Origin of the sequence: Anoxybacillus kestanbolensis, from assembly GCF_001996285.1 — a bacterium.
Classification (GTDB): Bacteria; Bacillota; Bacilli; order Bacillales; family Anoxybacillaceae; genus Anoxybacillus; species Anoxybacillus kestanbolensis_A.
Genome location: NZ_MQAD01000002.1, coordinates 71,667 through 93,458, shown reverse-complemented (window position 1 = coordinate 93,458; position 21,792 = coordinate 71,667). Strand labels below are relative to the sequence as shown.

The following is a 21,792-nucleotide window of genomic DNA, read 5'->3' as shown; positions in this document are numbered from 1 at the left end:
AAAAACACCTTCTTACGCATCAGCGATGGTCCCGCGCTTTATTTTTAAATAAGTGGATATGATCAAGCGCTTTTCCTGTACCGATCGCAACGCAATCGAGCGGGTTTTCGGCAATAATGACCGGCATGTTCGTTTCTTGGCTAATGACTTTATCTAAGTTCCGTAACAAAGCTCCTCCACCTGTTAACACGATGCCGCGATCCATAATATCGGCTGCAAGCTCTGGCGGCGTTTTTTCTAGCGTATTTTTTACGGAATCAACAATCGCATATACGGTATCACGCAAAGCCTCTGCAATTTCTTCCGCATGAATTTCAATCGTTTTTGGCAACCCTGTTAATAAGTCGCGACCGCGAATTTCCATGCTTCCGATTCCTTCTGGATTTCCTGCGGAAGCAATTTCAACTTTAATTGCTTCTGCCGTGCGCTCCCCGATCATTAAATTGTACGTCTTGCGAATATACTGGATAATTGCCTCATCCATTTCATCACCAGCAACACGAATGGATTGGCTCGTTACAATCCCACCTAAAGAAATGACAGCGACTTCCGTTGTGCCACCCCCGATGTCAACGACCATACTTCCTGTTGGCTCCCATACAGGCAAGTTTGCTCCGATCGCCGCCGCAAATGGCTCTTCGATCGTATATGCATCACGAGCCCCTGCTTGTCTCGTCGCATCGATGACCGCGCGCTCCTCTACCGCTGTAATTCCTGATGGTACGCATACCATGACGTACGGCTTCCCAGCAAACAGGCCGCTATTTTTTGTCGCTTGCTTAATGTAGTACTTCATCATAATGGCTGTCGTTTCATAATCGGCAATAACTCCGTCTTTCATCGGGCGGAGTGCGACAACATTTCCTGGTGTACGTCCGATCATTTGCTTTGCTTCATTTCCAACCGCCACAATTTGCTTCGTATCTTTTTGGAGCGCGACAACAGAAGGCTCGCGCAAAACAATGCCTTTTCCTTTGACGTATACAAGCGTATTTGCAGTACCTAAATCTATTCCGAGATCTCTTGATCCAATGCCAAACATATTCGTATCTTCCTTTCTGAAACAAAATGCTTTCAAAAACTCATGACACTTATTATAACGCAATTACAACGAAAAGAGAACGATTTACACATATCCTTTTTCTTTTAAGCTTACATATGTTTTGTCGCCAATAATTAAATGATCGAGCAGCTCAATACCGACGAGACGACCACATTCCACGAGCCTGCGCGTCACTTCAATATCTTCGCGGCTCGGTGTCGGGTCCCCCGACGGATGATTATGAATGCAAATAATCGACGCTGCCGAACGTTTTATCGCCTCTTTATACACTTCGCGTGGATGAACAATTGATGCATTTAAACTGCCAATAAATACTGTTTTTTTATGCATCACTTGGTTTTTCGTATTTAAATATAACACAACGAAATGTTCTTGACTTAAAAAACGCATATCTTCCATGACGTATCGTGCACCGTCTTCTGGCGAGCGAATGACGTAACGATCGTCATATTGAAGTTGATGCACACGCCGACCGAGTTCAAGCGCTGCAATAATTTGAATCGCTTTTGTTTTTCCGATTCCTTTAATGCTTGTCATTTCTTCAATCGTTGCATCTTTTAGTTGGCGGAGTCCTTCAAAATGGGTGAGTAAATGTTGTGCAAGTGTGAGAACAGAATATTGTTTCGTCCCCGTGCGAAGCAAAATGGCTAACAATTCTTGATTTGATAAGCTTTGCGGTCCTTCGGAAAGCAAGCGTTCACGCGGGCGTTCATCGGGCGGAACATGACGAATAAGCATACGTTCCCCCCTCTATTTTAACCTTTTTTTAACGAAATGGACAAAATCCGAATTTTTTTAATTCGCGAGCAAGTTTAGCGATCGGCAAACCAACAACAGAAAAATAATCGCCATCGATTTTTTGAACAAAAAGCGCTCCACGTTGTTGAATGCCATATGCCCCTGCTTTATCAAGCGGCTCTTTCGTCGCAATATATGCCCAAATGTCATCGTCTGAAAGCGGCCAAAACGTCACGTCCGTCTTTTCAGCAAACGTCACGCACTCGTTTGCGGTACAAATCGCTACCCCTGTCCACACTTCATGTGTCGTTCCAGATAAACGTTTTAACATACGAAAAGCGTCTTGTTCGCTTACTGGCTTTCCAAGCACTTCTCCTTCACATACGACAATCGTATCTGCACCGATGACGCACGCATCGCTTGTTTGTTGCCATACCGCATTAGCTTTTTTATATGCGAGCTGTTGTACAATTTCACTTGGGGATAATTTTGCATCAAACGATTCATCGACATCGCTGACGAGGATGTCAAACGGAAGTCCAAGCATATGAAGAAGTTGTTTTCGGCGAGGAGAACTAGAAGCTAATACAAGTTGCATCGTCATCACCTTTCTGTCATGAGCGTTTGTTTCAAGGAAGATACACTTGTATCGTACCAAATTTATACACAATAAACAATGGTTCGACAAAAAAAAGAAGCTGTTCGCTTCTTAATGTAAAACGTGTAATATATGTTGTTGTGCTTCCCATAATTTTGCGTCATCTTTTGTCTGTTGGAACGTGCGGAGCGCTTCATACGCCTTTTTCATTTGTTCATTATGAATCGAATACGACTGTAGCTGTTTCCACTGTTCATTTTGAAGTTGCTGTCTATTTAATAATCGACTAATAGCGGACACGACCATCACAAAAGGTTCACTTTCTTTTTCGTCGATGGATACATTCCATGCTTTCACATATGTGTCAATGCCGAGCGATTCGTATAAACTTGCGATTTGCTTTGCCTCCTCTTTTGTCAATGCCATGCCTAAAAATACATAAACAGGCTGTTTTCCAATCATTACACTCGGACGTTGTTGTGCCTTTATTTTTTGTACATATACATTCGCTGCTTTTTCATCTTGAAACACTCCACCTTGAATGACAAAAACCGTTTCCGTTCGTTGCGCGATCGATGTTTCTTCTTTTTGTTCTTGTTCCAACGTCGCTGGCGATGCTAGTTTATTTTCAGTCGTCGGAATGATTGTTAACACAAGGAAACCGAAGCTTGTCCCAAGAACGACTGCTAAAACAACTGCCAACATAAACGAGCGCCAAGGGGATCGTTTTGTATATCGTTTACCCGTTTCAAATGGTGTAAGCTCGTCCTGTGTTTCGTTTTGTTTATCATGTTCTTCGCTCGACCATTGGGGCAACGTATTTGTTACTGTCGTGTATGGCTGTTCTTTTCCGTTCACTTTAATCACAATCGCTTTTTTCGCTGGCTTGTCCATTTTTTTCCCTCCCGCTGTCATTCTTCGCCCATCGTAACATAAAAAAAGAAAAAAAAAACGAGACATTTGTCGTCTCGTTGCGGAAGGTTTTCGTCAAATTTCGCACTACTTGTCTTGAATATCATTGACAGACAATTGATCGACAGGCACGCCGTTTTCTTTACAAATTTGCTTCGTTTCCCCTTTTAAACAAACGGCATATGTGATCGTACCGTCACTTTGTTTTGTCACAATGACGTATGAATCATCATTTGGCGGCAAACGTTTCGATGTGTATGGATCGATAATTCCTTCAAGAACCCCATCAGCGACTAATTGTTCATACGTCAATATCTCGCTTTCATTTGGTGTTAAAAACTCTGCTTTTTGCGCACCAACGTGAAGCCGTGCAGCTTCATAGAGCGTATAAGCTGTCGCAACAAACGCTCGATCACGCGATTTTTTAATGATCTCAACGACAGAGACAGTCTCAATCATAACTAAAATACTTAAAATGACAATGACAGCTAACAGTTCGATTAACGTCATTCCCCGCTCATCTTGCATTCGACCGCCCCCTTTATTGTTCCGTTAGTGAAGGAAACGGATTGCGCTTTTCGCTCGGTTGCGGTAAATCAAGTGGTGGTAATTGCTCAATCCATTGGCGCAATTCTGGTGCATAAAATGTTGATACAGTCAAGGAATAAGACAATGCTGGTACTTCATCCATAACCGTCGTCCATTCTTCATATCCGGTGAACGATAGCGAATCAACGGAAACGATACGCTTTGACCGCTCTAGTACGTCGATGAATTGTTCAAGTGCAAAGTACGAAGGAGAACGAACAGACATGCTGACCGTCAATTTTTGAATAGGAGTTGGGGCTCCTTCGATTTGTTCGCCCTCTTGAAATGAAAGCGACAGCACGATGCTATTTGATACCGCTTCCGCTTTTTCGATTTCTAATAAAAATTGTTCAACGAACGGTTGTACGGGAACCCGTTTTTGTAATTCTACGATGCTGACGCGCAACTCATCTGGCGTTTGTTTACTTTGCAACGCTTGCAGCAACTTTTTTTCGGTTTGTAATTCCGTTTTTAATTGCTCTTGCCGATCATCGAGCGGTTTGTACACGTATATATAAAGCGCAAATGACAGCAATGCAACTAACAAGAGAGAGAGACTGACGATGACACCTTTTCTCATGTTCTCCCTCCTTGTTGTTTTTTCCATTCCTCCATATTTAATTGAATGGAAAATTGTCCGACATACCTCGGCATCGTGCCTTCTTCTGATTTTCCTTCCGTTGCAGTTAAGCTCGTTAATTTCACATCAGCAATAAACGATGCTTCTTTTAATGCTTGTAAATAGGCGGCGCTTTCACGTGTTGTATCAAATTGAGCCGTTAGTTGAATGGCACCATCACGGGCGTACGAAACGCTCATTAAAAAGCCGCGCTCTGGCAATCGCTCAATCAATTCATGTAAAAGCGCGACCGTATGAACAGGGTATTGTTCTGCCCATTGAATCGCTTCTTGTAACTGTGCGCCGACGGATGCACTCGTCCCTGCTGACTGTTTTTCCTCTTCCGCGATTCGCAACGCCTTCGTTTGATCGAGTTCCGTTTTTAATTGCGATATTTGCTGTTCCATGTGTTGAATAACGAAATAAAACGTTGTCGCTCCCACAAGCAACAACACGGCCGCAACGATCAATAAAAGCGGGAGAAGGCGGGATTTTCGTTCGCGTTTTGGCAATAAATTAATTTCTACTAACATATCCATTACCCTCTTTTAATCCGAGTCCGATTGGCAAATAGTAAGCAGGGTCGATCGAAAGCGGCAACGTCAATGTTTCAACAGCCACATCAAGCCGATCTTTTAACATACCGGAAAACGCATGAGCGAGCGGATGATCGCCGGTAACGACGACGCGCGTAATTTGCGCTTCATCACGCTGCAATGAAAAGCGATAAAAATTCATGACGCGCTCTAACTCTTTATATACGTCTTCAAGCTGCCACTCCGGCTCACCCTCGTTTAACCACTTCCATCTTTCGTTCGTTTTTTCCCAAGATGTCCATTGTGAATCAAAGGCAAGCTGTCGTGTAAAGATCGGACGGTGCTGATGAAAGACACTGACGTTTAACGATGATAAATCAAATTGAACGAATAAAAAGTGATCGACGTCATTCGCTAAATCAAATGAATAAAACAGACGATACAAACTGAGCGGAGAAATATCTGCGACAATCGGTTTTAATTTAACTGCTTCAAACAGTTCTGCATATTGCATCACGTTTGCTTCTGGAGCTGCAAATAATAAAACGTGGAGCGCTTCTTTCGTTTTCTCAAGCACCACATAATCAAATACCGCATCTTCAAACGGAAGTGGAATGGTCGCGCCAATTTCCATAAATAAATAACTGCGTATATCTTCGACGTCCACGTCTTTTGGCAACGATATTTTTCGAATGACTACGAGCGGATCAGGAACGAGAAAACGAACGCGGCGATGTTTTATTTTCCATTCGTCCACGCATTGTTCTAACACTTCGGTAAGCTGTTCTTCATTAACAATTTTTCCGTCGCGCACAATCCCTTCTGGAAGCGGCCATTCCTCGCACGTATGCAAAACAAGCGGTTGCTTTTGTTTAAGTTCTACGTAGCGAATAACATGATCTTTTATGACGATGTTGCCTACTTTATTTTTCATCGAAAAAAACCGCATAGTTTGTTCTCCTTACATCATAACCTTAACATACGCATCGATGATCGTTTCACCAAAAAAATAAGCGACAAGTGTACCAACGACAATGGCCGGTCCAAACGGCATCGGTTCACCACGCTTCACACGCCCCATCGCCATGCCGACAAGCCCGAATATTGTCCCGACGAGCGTCGATAAAAAGAACGCTAAAATCGTCAGTTTGACCCCAAGCGCCAAACCGATCACGGCAAACAGTTTAATATCTCCACCACCCATGCCACCTTTACTCACGAGCGCAATAAGAAATAACGTCATAAATCCGATAGCACTTCCAAGCAAACTATCCCACCACGGAGTAAGCGGCGCAAACCATAGACGCTCAATAAGAAGAAGCGGGGCGAAAAATGATAAAACACGGTTTGGAATAATCATATAATGCACATCAGAAACGAAAATAATAACGAATAAAGAAATGAGCGTCCAACTAACGGCTACTTCCGCCGACCAACCGACAAAAAGCGGGGCGAGCGCAAACAATGTCGCCGTGGACAGCTCAATGAACGGATAAACAAAGGAAATGCGCGCCGAACATGCGCGACATTTCCCTTTTTGTAACACATACGAAACAACCGGAATTAATTCAAACGCCGTTAACGTTCGCTTACAAGACGGACAATGCGAACGCGGCGCAACAATCGACTCCCCTTTCGGCACCCTTAACCCGACAACGTTATAAAAAGAACCGAGAAGAAGACCGAGGAGAAAGGAAATAAAAGCCAACATATGCAATCACTCTAAACTAAAAAATTTTAATTTATCCAATTACCGAACTTCTGAACGTTTTAAATTTTCTTCCTTTACTGCTTTACCTGCTGCTCCGCTTGTTCCACCTGTTTGGACTCCTCTATTTCCATTAACAAGCTTAACACGGTAATGCAACTTTGTATTATCATTAATAATAACAACATAGGAATCGCCATTAGGTTCAGTAATTGTACCATCTTTTACAGGAGTTCCCGTAATATCTAAATCAGCAGATACCCCACCGTTGTTATCTCTTGTATATGTTCCCCCATCAGGATCTTTTGCAGTTTCTAAATATCCATTATCTTCTAAATATTTAAGGGAGATTGTCTTCGCTTTTCCATTAGCCGGAATCAGACTTTTGTCCGCCGTTACAGCAATTTTCGCCGCGTTAATCATTTGCTGGGCGTTTGCTACGTGCGCATCTTTTTTCGAGTTGTCAATTAATCCCCCGATGCTCGGAATTGCAATAGCTGCAATAATCCCTAAAATAACGATAACCGCCAACAACTCAATTAATGTTAAACCTTTTTCATTGCGAATCAATTTCTTTAACATAATTCCTCTCCTTTGCAATTTTTATAATCTCTCTCATCATTTTACAACACCAGTAATCTAGTTGAAAAGTACTAGTTTTATTGTTGAATATGATTAAATATATCGAACATCGGGACTAAAATGGATGTGACAATCGTCCCGACAACGCCGGCAAGCAAGACGATCATAAGCGGTTCAATAAGCGATTTTAAACGATCGGTAGCCGCTTCGACTTCCGCTTCATAAAAGTCGGCAACTTTCGCAAGCATCGCATCAAGTGAACCCGTTTGCTCTCCGATCGCAATCATTTGTGTTACAAGAGGGGGGAACGCCCAATGCCGCTTCATTGGCTCGGTCAACGATTCCCCTCGCTCTAGCGCATCACGAGATGTGCGAATGACGCGAGCAACCACCTCGTTTTCCACAACTTCTTCAACGATCGCAAGCGCCTGTAAAATAGGGACAGCGCTTGAAAATAACGAGCTTAACGTACGCGTCATACGAGCAAGCACCGCTTTTTGCATCATGCTACCAAAAATCGGCATACGTAATACGATCACATCTAAATAATATTTCGTCTTTTTTTGCTTTTTTAACAATAGAAGTAAGCCGTACATGATCAACATAAGTAAAATGACGCCCCACCAATAAGTTTGCATCACTTCACTTGCACGTAGCACAAACTTCGTAATCGCTGGCAAATCAGCACCGAAATCAGCAAACATCGAAACGAATGTCGGAACGACTTGAACGAGCAAAAAGATGACGACGATGACCGCAATGATGCCAACAACAACAGGATAAGCCAAAGCGGAAACAATTTTTTGTCGCGTTCGATGCACTTTTTCAAAATGATCGGCGAGCCTCTCAAGCGTTTCATCCATACTTCCGCTCGCTTCCCCTGCGCGAATCATATTGCTGACGAGCGGTGGAAAAATGTTCGGATGATCAGTCATTGCTGTAGATAGCGGTTGACCGCTTCTTAATCGTTCCTCAATGTGAACGAGCGCTTTTTTTAACGCTTTACTTTCCGTTTGTTCCGCTAAAATGCGCGTAGCATCTACAATCGTCACTCCCGCTTTTAAAAGCGTAGCAAATTGACGTAAATAAATAACGAAATGTTGTAGTTTGACGGGGTTACCGAATGTAATTTCTTTCGTTAATAACGTTTGTGGCACTTCGCGTACGTCGATCACTTTCAACCGTTGTTCACGAAGTTTCATCATCACATCGCGACGTGACGAAGCAACAATCGTCCCTTTTTTTACTCGTCCGCGCATATCACGCGCTTCATAGCGAAATTGCGCCATTTGTCATCATCCTTCCTGCAAGTACGGCTCAACCGTTTCTCTTGCAATCAGTCCTTGTTGGACAAGCTCTTTAATGTTCGCCTCAAGTGTATGCATGCCAAGCGCGCGATTCGTCTGCATAACGCTCGGAATTTGATGAATTTTCCCGTTGCGAATTAGATTCGCAACGGCTGCATTGTTAATTAAAATCTCGGTCGCTGCAATTCTTCCGTTTTTTTGTGCACGCGGAAATAGTCGTTGTGAAATAATGGAAACTAAAACTGTCGCCAACTGAATGCGAATTTGTGCCTGTTGTTCTGGTTGAAATACATCAATAATTCGGTCAATCGTCGCAGGGGCACTTGACGTATGAAGCGTCCCGAAAACAAGATGTCCTGTTTCTGCGGCGGTAATTGCCGTTTGAATCGTTTCTAAATCGCGCATTTCGCCGACTAAAATGACGTCTGGGTCTTGACGAAGCGCTGCCCGCAACCCGTTTGCGAAGTTGTTTGTATCCGTTCCAACTTCGCGCTGATCAATGACACATCCCCCGTGTTTATGCACGTATTCAATCGGATCTTCAAGCGTAATAATATGTTTGCGCATCGTTTTATTCATATAATCAATCATCGCAGCTAACGTTGTCGATTTTCCGCTCCCCGTCGGTCCTGTCACGAGAATGAGGCCTTGAGGTTTTGTGACCATCTTTTTTAATACATCTGGTAGTTGCAATTCTTCAAGCGATGGAATTTTTGTCGGCACGATACGAATAGCAAGCGATATGCAACCACGTTGTTTAAACACGTTGACACGAAAGCGTGACACACCTGAAAGACTATATGACAAATCTAATTCGCCGTCTGTTTCAAAGCGCGTCCACATATGCTCTGGAACGATCGCTTTTGCCATTTGTTCTGTATCGGTTGGCGACAACACATCTTGCCCATATCGTTTCAAATCTCCGTTAATGCGAAAAATCGGAGGAATACCGACCGTTAAATGAATATCAGATGCTTTTAATTCAAATGCAGCACGCAACATCGCATCTACTTTTTGTTTCATCTTCATCACCTTATAAAATGCTTACACGCAACACTTCTTCCGTTGTCGTCAGCCCTTGTTTGACTTTTAATAGCCCATCATCAATTAAAAAAATCATTTTATTTTTGATCGCAATTTCACGCAATTTCGAAAGTGGTTCACCGTTTAAAATCACTTTTCGCATATCATCAGACATAACCATTAATTCATGTAGCGCGATACGCCCTTTATATCCGGTCATATTGCACGTTGGACAACCGCGACCACGTATCACTTTTTCAATTTTCAAACCGCGGCGTGCAAAAATATCGATTTCCCGCTTTGTCGGTTCGTGTTCTTCTTGACAATCACGACAAACACGGCGCACGAGACGTTGGGAAACGACTCCTGAAAGCGACGTCGCAACTAAAAACGGCTCGACGCCCATATCAATTAAACGCGCGACCGTGCTTAATGCGTCGTTCGTATGTAACGTACTTAACACAAGATGCCCTGTTAAAGACGCACGAATCGCTACTTCCGCTGTTTCACGGTCACGAATTTCCCCAACCATAATAATGTTTGGGTCTTGTCGCAAAATGGAACGCAATCCTTCTGCAAACGTCATTCCGACGTTTGGGTTGACTTGAATTTGGTTCACCCCTTCAAGCTGATATTCGACAGGGTCTTCAATTGTAATAATGTTCACATGTTCGCCGTTCAATCGATTTAACGCGGCATAAAGTGTCGACGATTTTCCCGAACCAGTCGGTCCTGTAATTAACACGATGCCTGTTGGTTGTTCAATGAGTTGAATAAATCGCTGTAAGTTTATTTTATTAAAACCGAGCTTATTTAAATCATTTAACGCTGCTCCTAAATCAAGCACGCGCATAACGATTTTTTCACCGTAAATCGTCGGCAGTGTCGATACGCGCAAATCAATCGGATGAAAATCGATGTTCATTTTAATACGTCCATCTTGCGGAACACGGTGTTCTGTAATGTCCATATTCGCTAAAATTTTAATGCGCGCCGTTAACATTCCTTGCATATGTTTTGGCAACGCTCGCTCCGTGCGTAAAATTCCGTCAATGCGATAACGAATAACGACTTTCGTCTCATGTGGGTCAATATGAATATCACTAGCTCGCTGTTCAACTGCCATTTGTAAAATTTGATTGACAAGCTTTACGATCGGCGAGTCATCTTCAACAAGCTTCTCTTGCTCACGCACCTCTTGTTGAGGAGCGATGTTTAAAAACTCTTCAACCGAGTCATCAATATCATAATACTTATTAATGGCTCGTAAAATATCGTCCTTTGAGGCAATGGCCACTTCGATATGAAAACCTGTCGACAGGCGCAGATCATCGATCGCAAAAAAGTCCATCGGATCTGCCATCGCGACAAATAGCCGATCTCCTTCTTGCTTTAAAGGAATAAGCATATTTCGTTTCGCAAATTCTTTCGGCACAAGGTTCATTAATTTCGGATCAATTGGATAACGATATAAGCTGACATGTGGAATACCGAGTTGGAACTCTAATACTTCAATTAATTGTTGTTCCGTAATATAGCCGCGTTGCAACAACGCATCGCCTAATTTTTGCCCAGGGGCTTTTTCTTTTAACGTTTCTTCAAGCTGTTCTCTCGTAATGAGCCCTGCTTCAATTAACAAATCACCTAATCGTTTTCGCTCTTGCTTTTTCATGAGGTCTCATCCTCATTTCCTTTGATTTGCTCGTTTTCATTTCCCCATATGTCATCTTGTTGTGGTGGCTGCTCTGAAGGTGTGTCACTTGGGGGTGGCATTTCACTCGCTCCGTTATTGACTCCCGCTTGTAATCCGCGCAATTCAACGCGATGAACAGGCGGATAAAAATCTTCCGAAACGAGCACCGTTTCGACTAATGTGCGGTTTCGATCGTACACTTCTTTATACAAACGAATGAGCATGCCTTTTTTTCCTTCTTCTTTCATTCGTTTTTCATTTGGTTTCAACAATGCACTATATTGCACAATCGTTTTCGGATCATAATACTCGATCGGATCTGTTTTTAGCGCGTATTGATAAATAAAAGGTGGACCGATCAAAGTCACTTGCATTCGATCGCCTTCCATTTTCCATTCGAACGTGTACGCTCGATCGTTTGGATTAAAAAAAATAAAGTCCTTTTTATTTTGTTCAACAGCCGCTTCAAATCCTGCTTTCACTCCGTTTGGCAATACAGCGCTCGTATGCCGTTCAACAATTTCAAAATTTGTCGGTATTATCGTTTCATATAGTGCAGATGCAAATAACGTCATCGCTTCTTTAGATATACCTAAACCTTGTTTTTTAAAAAAGTCCAAAACAGAAAATACTTGTTTTGGCTCAATTGTCATTGTTGTTTGCGATATTGCACGAAGCTCTTCATGCGATGGAATCGTGGCTTGCGATAAAACCGTTTCTTGTTGCATATCCTCCCGAACGTATTGCTGAAGCGATAGTTGAGCAGATGTAAGCGAAGCCGCTGTTTGTTCTAATTGATTTTTTACCTTCTCCACATCAATCCAATCACTTGATGCACCAATAGAAGAAATGGCGTCTTGCAACGCTTGTCCATCAACAGAAACGAGGAGAGGGGTGCGCTTTCCGCTTACCGCCTGTTTCATGCTCTCCTCGATATGAAATGAAAAATAATCCGTTTGTACCGTGGCTTCTTTTTTCTCTAGTACGAGTTTGATCGTTGCGGATTGCTTCCACTCAGTCACTTTTTCATTCATTCGTTCATACGCTTCTTCCCGTGAACGATTCGATAAATCAACAGGACCGATCATCGTTCCTTCAGCAAATGTGTCATGACTGATAAACGACTCGTACGCCCATGTCGCCACTTTTGTAGTTGTCAGTAAATATGAAACGGTCAAAAGCAACGTAAAAAACAACTTTAGCGAAACGGTTTGGCGCATGACATACGCCTCCTTACTCGACGTTCATCGATAGCTCGATCACAATATCTGGTCCTTCTTCTTGTGCGCGAATAATATGTTCTTTCGTTAAAATTGTATCTTTTGAAATGAGCACTTGACCATTGACATCAACAATATCTTTTAATACTCGTTTTCCTTTTAACATATCGATTTGTTTTTGACGCAGTTCATCAAGTTCGTTATCAACTGTTGTTGGGACGATTTGTTCGATAAGAGGTTCCACTTGTGTCCCTTTTAATGTCACTAACTCATCAACGTTTGAAACGAGCGTCTGTTGTGCATCTTCATGAACAATCAACAAATCTTTTCCATACGTAATGACATGATCAGCGCGAACGATGCGCAACTCGTTTCCAATTTGCACTTCGATTCCTGTGATGTGTCCTGTTTCTTCGTCCATATAAAATTCCGTTGCTTCCCCAAGCAATTGTCCTTTTCTTGTCATCACTTTCGCTTGTTTAATCGTAATTTTTTTATTAACAAGCTCATTCGCAATCGGAATGACGTTTAAATCAAGGACAGCTCGCTCTTCTTCAACCGTTACAGCAAATTCCCCAATTCCGATCACATGTCGAAACGGAATCGCTTTCATACTAATTTCCCAATTTTCTTGATCAACGATTAGAAAATCAATCGTTCCTTTTTCTGGATTTACCACAAGAGACTTTACTTGTCCGAGTTGTACTCCGTTTTGAATACTAATGACTGGAAGACCGATAACTTGTGCGCTACTTTTCATTTTTTCCACCCCATTTTTTGTTCAGCATAATGTATCATATGTGCTAATTGTTGTTGGATCATCGGGTAAAGCTCATATTGCCCGTACAATTGTTTCGCGACATCATATAGCTTTTCATATTGTTTCGAAGCAACGTAATGCTCCATTAATACATTGGCAAATGTGTAATAATCTTGTTCGTGTAAGCGAGGATGTAAATGTTTATGAATAAGCTGTTCATATTGTTCGTCCGACAACAATGGACGCATCGCGTATAAAGAAGCAAGTAAATTTTTCATGAACGGTCTCGGGAGCATATGCACCTCTTCATTGTTTTCTTCTACTGTTACACATTCATCATCGGCCGTTCCTTGTTCTTCTTCGCTCACTTGCTCTACTGCTTCCTCAACGCTTTGAATACTTTCTTGTTCTTCTACCATATCAGCACTCGCTTCCGTATGTATATCATCGTCTTCTACAATCGGCTCAATGCGATACGATTCATCTACCATATGCTCGCTCGTTTCTTCGACGACAGCAATCGTTTCGATGTCGAGTAGCTGACTATCTTTTTCTTCCTTCATTTCATTTTGATCATGTATAATCTCCATATTTTTTTCACTGAGCAAATCAAGCCACTGTTGTTCTGCCACGTCTTCGGTTGTTTCGTTTACACTTGTATCGTCACTGTCTACCATATGTAACGGCTCAATGACGTCATCTACACTTTCTATCGGCTCAATCATATGATCAAAGTCATTTTCACGGAGCGGTTCAATAGAGGCTTGTTGTTCAATTTCTTCAGGCCATTCCCTTTGAAACCATTCCTCATCGACGTTTTCGATTTCTTCTTGTCGAATCTCCTCATTTTGTTGCTCGACCACCTCTTCTATAGCAGACGGTAGTTCGTTTTCTTGCTCGTCTTTTTCGTCGCCTTCAACAATTAAATCATGTTCATATATGCGCGCATAAAATAAGTGACCGAGCTTTTGTTCAAGTAAATATGTGCTTGTGACAACTAAAAGAAAAAGAAATAATGCGGCTTGCCAAAGTGGAAATTGCTCGATCGCAATCATGCCAAAAACGCTTAATAAACAAGCGACCGTTAATAAAAGTGCAATCCCTTTTTTTGTCCATCCAAATGGTAAGCGAATATAGATGGGGATTAATATGAGAAAAAAGATCACGAAGAATAAATACGGCAAATCGCTCCCCCCATTCAACATGATACAACACTTAACTCTAACATATTGTATAATAAAGTTATGTATTTTAAAAGAAGGGGAAGGAAAATGTGTCAAAAGGAAATGAATATTTTTTATGACAAACGTGCTTTTACGTTAATTGAAGTGCTATTATCGATTGTTATTTTATCTTTTGTTGTGAGCGGCATGTTTATGTTTTTTACAAATGCGATGACATACACCGCGTATAATCAATCAAAAACGGTTGCTGTCAATATCGCTCGCGGTGTTATTCATTATATGGAACGACTTGACTTTCAAACGATGAAAGCATATGTCGATGATCATATCACCGAACAAACACCTTTTGTCCATTTCGATGCTTCAGCATGTTCCAATACATCGTTATTTCCCGACGAAAACGTATGTAAAGCTATTTTTTCACCGACAATTAACAATGTGACATATAATGAGGAAGATGTACAAGCTTGGTTAATCCCATACGATCAAGCGATATGGTCACAAATAAAAAACAACCCACCAAGTGAATTTCCTGATCGTTTAAAACAAACGATCCAACAAGAAAAAGAGATGGCCGAAGACGTCAGCAACTATTTACTTCGTTTATATGTCACCGTCCGTTCAAATAACGAACTGATCGTCTTAAAAGGGGTGATCGCCAATGAAAGTATTCGCTAATGAACGTGGACTTACGCTTATTGAACTACTTGTCGGCTTAGCGATCACATCGATTATTGCCGCTTCTGCATACGGTGTATTTACAGCGGGAATGAAGGCGTATAAACGGATCGGCATTGAAAATCAGCTGCGAAGCGAAGCTGATATATTGATGACAACGATTTTTAACGAACTATATGCCCTTGCTCCAGACGGATTAAAAATAGACGAATCAAACGATGATACACTAACATTTGTGAATGAAATAAAAAAAGAGATTGATACAAATACAGGGCTCGTGGAAGACAAAAAGCAAGCTGGTCAAACGTTACAAATCATGATAGATAAAACAAACGAGACATTACTTATAAATGGGAAACAAGTCACACCTTCAAATTTACGGATTGTTTCAGACCAATCAAAGCTTACTTATACGTGTGTACGGTCGCAACAAAACATATGTAAAAGCGGGGTCATTTCGATTCGTTTATCTGTTCAAGACAATGACCATCGCAATCCAGACGATCCGTTATATATTGAACCGTTTACGTTGCAATCACAATTCGGCTTCTAAGGGGGGGGAGAGAGGTGAACGAAAAAGGGTACAGTCTCGTACTCGTTATGTTAACGGTCACTGTCTTTTTTATCATTGGACTTACCATTTTATCTGTCAGCATATATCAAGCGAATTTTACACAAGTACGCGTCGAGGATGTCACATCGCTCCATGACGCTGTAAAAGCGGTAGAGGAAACCGTCGCCGAGTTAAAAGTAAAAGTTGAACAGTTGTCGTTATCAACTCCATTGCAACTCGATCTCGATTTAGGAAATGCACAAACTGGCTTTTTGAGCGAGCTAATCAATCGCCATCATGTTACCATTGAAGATATAACAAGTTCAAAAGGAATTGACCGCAATAAATTGTTTACACGTGTTTTCCGTATCTCTGCCCCATACGGAAACAAAACGGTCACACGTGAAGTCATTATTACGAACGCACCGAGCTTTTTAAAATATGCGATTGGCTCGCGTAAGAACGTGACATTGAACGGCGGTTCTTATATTGACGGCAATATATACGCAGGAAATGATATATACGTTACAAACGTCGCGAACTATATTTATAACTCAACGCTTTATTCGGTACAGACAACGTTTCCAACGACAAGTGAAAAAAGTATATTGTTTGTAGAAGGCAACCGTTATACGTGCGACCACGGAAATGGGGCAAAAAGCTGTTATAGCATATCCACACAATTTACAAAAAACATAAACGATTTTTCCTTAGGTTCACTGTCGTTTCAACAGCAAGGACCAAGCGTTCAAAAAGAACAAGATGAGTTTATTGATGTCAATTTTGATTTTACGTTAAAAGATAAATTGTTATCAGCGGCTGGTATTGATGGATTTGATCCAAGCAAGCAAGCGCAATATCAAAGCCTTATTTCTTTGCCATTATCCGAGCTTATCGAACAAATAAAATCGTCGTTTATCCCTGTTGTCGTTAATGATTCTATCGATTTACCGACTGCGTTAGAAGGGGCGATTGCTAGCGGAAAATCCATTTTTCTTGATACAAGTACCGTCCCATATTTCGATGTTACTTCATTAACGTTAAATGATGGACAATGGCTTATTGTAAACGGCGATTTTGTATTAGAAAACGCTGGAGAAAATCCGTTACAAATAAAAGGAAATATCATTGTGCTTGGCGATTTAACGATTACAGGACAAGTCGCATTTGACTCTACCGTTTATGTCGATGGAGATACATCTATTTACAATACGACAATTAGCGGACTAAACGGAAAAGAAGTTGTGTTATTGACTAAAGGGGAGTTAGAAATCGCTCGTGTAAACGAGTTTGCAAACAATTTTTCCTTAGCAACGCCAAACTTAAAAGGATTTTTCTATACAGACAGCAATGCTGTGATTTATGCTGTCGGATCATATATAAATATCGAGGGAGGGCTATTTGCTCGCGGCAATAGCTCCATTATTCCGTACACAGATGAAAATGGGTTGATTGTGAATACGTATCGCGGCGAAACGAGCGATGCCGGAACAAATCTTTCATTTCAAACACCTATCTCATCAGAAGAAGAACAAAAACAATATGCTCGTTTTGTCGTGAAACATAATAAAGATGTGTTTATTAACCGCGGGCTTGGTTTACCGCTTGTTAAGCAGCTTGCCGTTATTGTTGATGAAATACGCGTACAATAAAGAAAAGGAGCTAGCTACTTGGCTCCTTTTTCCTTTAGTTGCTTTATAATGTTTTCATGTTTCCAATATTGTGCGAGAGAAAGAGCGGTGTTGCCGGTATCATCTTTTACATGTACATCGGCACCGTAACGAAGTAAAAGTGTTACTAATTCATCATAACCGTACTCTGCTGCAACCATTAATGGTGTTTTCTTAATGTTCGTTTTTGTATTGACATCGGCACCTTTTTCTAATAAATATGTGGCTACATCAATAAAGTTTCGTTCCACCGCTTTATATAGCGGCGTTTCCCCCGCTTCATTTGCGATCTCTACATTTGCCCCTCGCTCATATAAAAAGCGAACAACATCGACATTTCCCGCTTGCACCGCAAGCAATAACGGCGTTTCGCCGTGTTTATTTACCGCATTGACGTCCACATCGTATTGGCAAACAAGCTGTACAAGATCAACATTCCCGCTCCCTGCTGCAATATGCAAGGGAGTATTATTTTCTTTATCTTTCTCTCGCACCGTTTGTTCATTTACGATTTGTTTTACGATTTCTATATTTTCTTCATTTCCTTGCGCTAAAGATGAAGCAAGTGCAAAATGTAGGGGAGGAAGCGACATAACAGCCGACTTTCCTCCAGCTTTTAATAGTTGTGCTGCAATATCGTACTGCCCGGTGCGCATCGCCACATCAAGCGGTGTTTCATTTTTTATTTTGAAGTTAATATTTTTTTCCTTCTTCATATATTCGCGTACCGCTTGAACGTTTCCTTGCTCAATCGCTTGTATAAATCGTTGCTGTTTTTCTTCTTTCGATGAAAAACATCCGCTTAGCAAGCTGATGATGACAAATAGCGTCATCACTTTTTTCATACATGTTCACATCCTTCGTTAGTACAACCAGCCGTCTTTATCTCCGCCTTTCGTCGGATCTGTCGCATGTTCAACGACACGAATGACCGTTGATGCCGTCCACGTTTTTCCGTTTTCATCAGTCAATTTCACCGTTAATGACGTTTCACCGAGACGTTTCGCAGTCACCTCGCCATTTTCGTCAACAACAGCATAATAACTGTTTTCGATCGTAAATGAACGGCTCACAATTTTTGTCGTCGCATTTGCCGGAATTGGTGCAATGTACGGTAATACATTGATCGTTTTTCCTTTTTGTACAATTAATGTGGATGGAAGCGAAATACCCGTCAACGGTGCGCCGACGTGAACGATTGCTGTACCAACGACACCGTTATGCGCTTGCGCGGTAATCGTCACTTGTCCGGTGCTCAAACCTGTCACCCGTCCGTCTTCATCAACCGAAGCGATATTCGGATTAGACGAACGCCATTCCACCGCTTGATATGTCGCATTATTTGGTGCAACTGTTGCGGTGAGCGTAGTTGTTTCACCGATATTTATATTCGCAACTGTTGGTGATACGACAACAGCAGTTACTGGGATCGCTTGAACGGTTACTGTAACCGTTTTTTCAATCAGTTCGTCATTTCTGTTAAATGCTTGAACCGTTAACGTCGTTACGCCTTCTTTTAGTCCCGTAATCGTTCCGTTTGCTCCATTGATTTCAGCATACAAACTATTTCCTAGTGAATAAGAGACTGCTTTTTTCGCGTCTGCTGGCGATACGGTAACCGGAATCGAGATCGTTTCACCGACGTGAACAGTAAAATCGTTGATTGAGATCGAGTCGACCGGGATGCGTACGATGACCGTCATCGTTGTTGTTTTTACGTTACCGAACATATCTTTTACTTTTGCTGTCACTTGTGCGGTTCCTTCTTTTACTGCGGTAATGACACCATTTCGGTCGATAGAAATAATTTGTCCGTTGCTATTTTCACTCCACTCTACTGAGGCGATTGTTGCTTCTTGCGGCAAGACGTTTAACAATAACCGCGCATTTTTCGGCACGCCACGGTTCACGAAAATGGTGCTTGGTAGCGTAACATCTGTAATTTTGTAATCGGAAACAAAAGACAAAGTGTTAAAGGATAAATTGACAAGTTGTGTATTTATATCTTTATACGTCAGTTTTGCTTGCGATAACGAAAACGTTCCTTTTTTTGTCGGCTTCACTTGAATGGCGAACGTTTGTGGTTCAGCGATATACGTATTTCCTGATTTTACAAATGAAATATCTGGTAGCATTCCTTTGATTGTATATCCTTCTGCTACTGTTCCTTGTTTTGTAAATCCACTCGGCAAAGAAACGACTTCAATGCCTGCTGGTAATTTTTCTTCAAACGCAATGTTTGTCACTTTTAATAGCGTATTCGTCAATAACGATAATGGTTTCGGTGTGATTGTATACTGCATCGTAATCGATTCATCGACTGGAGCTAGCGTTTTTGAAATCGTCCGATTCACTTCCATGTTTGCCGAAACTTTTTCAATGACGACTTGAAATTCTTTCGTTACTTTCGCTCCGCGTGCGTCGGTCGCTTCAATTTTCATTTTCGCTGTTCCACCGTTTGGCATATTGTGCGGAAGCGACTGAATAATCGTTGTGCCATTTGGCACATCGTTTTGCGCGTACACTTCTTGATCGTTTATCCACACTTTCGTAGAAAACGTTCGATCGACTAAATCTAAATCTTCCACTTTATATGATAGTTCAATTGGCTGATTGCTTGGAATCGTTTCATTTTCTTGCGGCGTAATAACCGTCAATTGCGGTGCATGGTTCGAACCGAAAAACGCACGGTACATCGTATTGACAAATAGCTTTTGTTCTTCTTCTGGGAAACCAATCGTATGACCTGTTCCAGAATAAGTGACATTTCCTTTGGAATATGTGTAATAATGGTTCCAGCTATCATATACGTCACGTGGAGAACCATCAATGTTGTACCATGGAATTACATTTCCATCTTCTAAATCGAGCGTATAGTATTGGTTATGTGTTGTTGCGATCGTAATACTATCATCTAATTCAAATGGGTAATTTGTCATAAGCCCGCTGTTTACTTGTTTCGTGCTCGTTGATCGGTTTGGAGCACCGTTTCCTAAATCTGTATGCGGCTGAATTTGCCCAACAATCGGACCAAACTCATTGACCCATACGTTATTTGTTCCAAACATGACATCGTGCGTAAACATGACACTTTGACCGGAAGCGATAAAATTTTTAATGGATTGAACAGTATTTGTACTTAAAGAAGTGACCGGGCTACATCCATTATAGCAATCTGCAAACCCGAAAATAATCATATCGTATTTTCCGTTAATGACTTCATGTGAATAATTTGGTTCATATATTTTGCTTTTTTGAAAATCTGTTAATGTTGTTACGTCAATACTAATGCTATATTCGTTCGCACGACTTAAAAAATTCGGGTTCATATTTTTTGTATTTAGTAACGAGCTTGCATCGTTTCCTTTACGTATTTGTAATACTTTGATCGTTGCAGGTACATCTTGAAACTTTACAAATCCTTTTTCGTAATCTTTTAACGCACTTGTTTCATCCACCATTTCTACTTTCCAATAACGTGGTCCAGAATAGCCAGCTGGAAGAGTGTACGAAATCGTTCCTGTTGCTCCTTGCACTTGCTTTGATGCAACAATCTCTTCGCTCGTATATTTGTCGTTAAAGTCAGAGTCAATGTATAAGTTGACAGTTAGCAGTTTATTTTTAAAATGTTGGTAGTTAATGATATTGTACGTAAACGAAAGCGTGTCACCTTTTTTCATTACTTGCTCGCTCGAAGGAGCAGATGTTAAGAAAAAGCGTGGGCGTGTTTTGTAGCTTTCAAGTGAACCATTTAGTCCAAATTTCGCAAAATCATTCTGCAGTTTATCTTCAAAGAAAATAACATTATCTTTTTGGTTCTTTAAATATGAAGAGAAGTGTTTATACAACTTACTGTTTGAATATTTTAGAACATCTTGGTCACTTCCACTCTTTCTATAAATAAAAATTGGGAGGCCTTTTTCAATGTAAAACTCTTTTATCTCCTCTGCTTTCAAGTCAGTAATATCATTCATTATATTTGTTGTGTTATGAGCTTGAGCATTTCCAGAACTTTTACCAATCTTTGCCAGGTTATAATCCCCTTGAGAAATCACAATCGCATCATATTTTCCATCAAGTTCGTCACGTAAAGCGACAAAGCGTTTCATTGTCATTGTTGTAATGTTTAAATCTTTTGTATTTTTTGTTAAATATTCGTTTGCTAAAGGGGATCCAGATGAGGCATGACTAACGATCTCCAATATTTCGTACTTCTCACCCGTTTGTTTATTGCTTGCCGCATTGCTATTAAACACCGGAACCCATAGAGATAATGATAAAAGTAATACGAGAAACACCGAAACAGCTCTTTTCACCTACCCCTCCCCCTTTCAAAAGTCCTATTTTTTATCTATTATAC

Annotated in this window: 21 protein-coding genes; 3 read left to right on the top strand and 18 right to left on the bottom strand. The window is 41.2% G+C overall.

Annotated features, from left to right (window positions below; translation table 11 throughout):
* Positions 1 to 19 precede the first annotated feature (19 nt).
* From BO219_RS01675 to BO219_RS01600, 16 genes are all read right to left on the bottom strand, one after another.
* On the bottom strand, positions 20 to 1,042 hold the full coding sequence (locus BO219_RS01675; RefSeq protein WP_077428028.1) for a rod shape-determining protein: 1,023 nt from the start codon (positions 1,040 to 1,042) through the stop codon (positions 20 to 22).
* Between the two features lie 84 nt (positions 1,043 to 1,126).
* Positions 1,127 to 1,801, bottom strand: coding sequence for a RadC family protein (gene radC / locus BO219_RS01670; protein ID WP_006320431.1), 675 nt, complete (start codon positions 1,799 to 1,801; stop codon positions 1,127 to 1,129).
* Between the two features lie 28 nt (positions 1,802 to 1,829).
* Positions 1,830 to 2,399 carry a Maf family protein gene (locus BO219_RS01665; RefSeq protein ID WP_077428026.1) on the bottom strand — a complete coding sequence of 190 codons (570 nt, stop codon included), beginning with the start codon at positions 2,397 to 2,399 and terminating at the stop codon, positions 1,830 to 1,832.
* A gap of 111 nt (positions 2,400 to 2,510) precedes the next feature.
* Positions 2,511 to 3,293, bottom strand: a complete 783-nt coding sequence (locus tag BO219_RS01660; RefSeq protein ID WP_077428065.1) for an SPOR domain-containing protein — start codon at positions 3,291 to 3,293, stop codon at positions 2,511 to 2,513.
* 105 nt (positions 3,294 to 3,398) lie between these two features.
* Complete coding sequence (locus BO219_RS01655) at positions 3,399 to 3,839, bottom strand: type II secretion system protein (protein ID WP_077428024.1); 441 nt, start codon at positions 3,837 to 3,839, stop codon at positions 3,399 to 3,401.
* Positions 3,840 to 3,852: 13 nt separating this feature from the next.
* Positions 3,853 to 4,479: a type 4a pilus biogenesis protein PilO gene (pilO, locus tag BO219_RS01650; protein ID WP_077428022.1), complete on the bottom strand. Its 627-nt coding sequence runs from the start codon at positions 4,477 to 4,479 to the stop codon at positions 3,853 to 3,855.
* Positions 4,476 to 5,051 (bottom strand): PilN domain-containing protein, encoded by a 576-nt coding sequence (locus BO219_RS01645; RefSeq protein WP_077428020.1) that lies wholly within the window; start codon positions 5,049 to 5,051, stop codon positions 4,476 to 4,478. Before BO219_RS01645 ends, pilO begins: the two co-directional genes overlap by 4 nt.
* The gene (gene pilM, locus BO219_RS01640; protein ID WP_077428018.1) at positions 5,035 to 6,003 is read right to left on the bottom strand and encodes a type IV pilus biogenesis protein PilM; all 969 of its coding nucleotides are present in this window, start codon (positions 6,001 to 6,003) and stop codon (positions 5,035 to 5,037) included. The genes BO219_RS01645 and pilM overlap by 17 nt, the downstream gene beginning before the upstream one ends.
* 12 nt (positions 6,004 to 6,015) lie before the next feature.
* Positions 6,016 to 6,765, bottom strand: coding sequence for a prepilin peptidase (locus tag BO219_RS01635; RefSeq protein ID WP_077428016.1), 750 nt, complete (start codon positions 6,763 to 6,765; stop codon positions 6,016 to 6,018).
* Positions 6,766 to 6,804: 39 nt separating this feature from the next.
* Entirely contained in the window at positions 6,805 to 7,344 is a 540-nt protein-coding gene (locus BO219_RS01630) for a prepilin-type N-terminal cleavage/methylation domain-containing protein (protein WP_077428014.1), read from the bottom strand.
* 77 nt (positions 7,345 to 7,421) lie between these two features.
* Complete coding sequence (locus BO219_RS01625) at positions 7,422 to 8,633, bottom strand: type II secretion system F family protein (RefSeq protein ID WP_077428012.1); 1,212 nt, start codon at positions 8,631 to 8,633, stop codon at positions 7,422 to 7,424.
* A 6-nt stretch (positions 8,634 to 8,639) separates the two neighbouring features.
* On the bottom strand, positions 8,640 to 9,674 hold the full coding sequence (locus tag BO219_RS01620) for a type IV pilus twitching motility protein PilT (protein WP_077428010.1): 1,035 nt from the start codon (positions 9,672 to 9,674) through the stop codon (positions 8,640 to 8,642).
* Positions 9,675 to 9,684: 10 nt separating this feature from the next.
* Entirely contained in the window at positions 9,685 to 11,346 is a 1,662-nt protein-coding gene (locus BO219_RS01615; protein ID WP_077428008.1) for a GspE/PulE family protein, read from the bottom strand.
* Positions 11,343 to 12,587: a VanW family protein gene (locus BO219_RS01610; protein WP_077428006.1), complete on the bottom strand. Its 1,245-nt coding sequence runs from the start codon at positions 12,585 to 12,587 to the stop codon at positions 11,343 to 11,345. Before BO219_RS01610 ends, BO219_RS01615 begins: the two co-directional genes overlap by 4 nt.
* A gap of 13 nt (positions 12,588 to 12,600) precedes the next feature.
* Positions 12,601 to 13,347: a PRC-barrel domain-containing protein gene (locus BO219_RS01605; RefSeq protein ID WP_077428004.1), complete on the bottom strand. Its 747-nt coding sequence runs from the start codon at positions 13,345 to 13,347 to the stop codon at positions 12,601 to 12,603.
* A complete protein-coding gene (locus tag BO219_RS01600) occupies positions 13,344 to 14,531 on the bottom strand; it encodes a hypothetical protein (protein ID WP_077428002.1) in 1,188 nt (395 codons plus the stop codon). Before BO219_RS01600 ends, BO219_RS01605 begins: the two co-directional genes overlap by 4 nt.
* Before the next feature lie 87 nt (positions 14,532 to 14,618).
* On the opposite strand from BO219_RS01600, the gene BO219_RS01595 reads away from it, so the two are divergent.
* The 3 genes from BO219_RS01595 to BO219_RS01585 are packed head-to-tail and all read left to right on the top strand — an operon-like array spanning position 14,619 to position 17,414.
* Entirely contained in the window at positions 14,619 to 15,209 is a 591-nt protein-coding gene (locus BO219_RS01595) for a prepilin-type N-terminal cleavage/methylation domain-containing protein (RefSeq protein WP_077428000.1), read from the top strand.
* Positions 15,193 to 15,762, top strand: coding sequence for a PulJ/GspJ family protein (locus BO219_RS01590; RefSeq protein ID WP_077427998.1), 570 nt, complete (start codon positions 15,193 to 15,195; stop codon positions 15,760 to 15,762). The genes BO219_RS01595 and BO219_RS01590 overlap by 17 nt, the downstream gene beginning before the upstream one ends.
* Positions 15,763 to 15,776: 14 nt before the next feature.
* Positions 15,777 to 17,414 (top strand): hypothetical protein, encoded by a 1,638-nt coding sequence (locus BO219_RS01585; RefSeq protein WP_077427996.1) that lies wholly within the window; start codon positions 15,777 to 15,779, stop codon positions 17,412 to 17,414.
* 14 nt (positions 17,415 to 17,428) lie between these two features.
* Here the strand turns inward: BO219_RS01585 and BO219_RS01580 are convergent, their stop codons facing one another.
* Together BO219_RS01580 and BO219_RS01575 are read right to left on the bottom strand one after the other, a co-directional pair.
* Positions 17,429 to 18,277: an ankyrin repeat domain-containing protein gene (locus BO219_RS01580; RefSeq protein WP_077427994.1), complete on the bottom strand. Its 849-nt coding sequence runs from the start codon at positions 18,275 to 18,277 to the stop codon at positions 17,429 to 17,431.
* Between the two features lie 18 nt (positions 18,278 to 18,295).
* Entirely contained in the window at positions 18,296 to 21,748 is a 3,453-nt protein-coding gene (locus tag BO219_RS01575) for an Ig-like domain-containing protein (RefSeq protein WP_077427992.1), read from the bottom strand.
* Between the last annotated feature and the right edge of the window lie 44 nt (positions 21,749 to 21,792).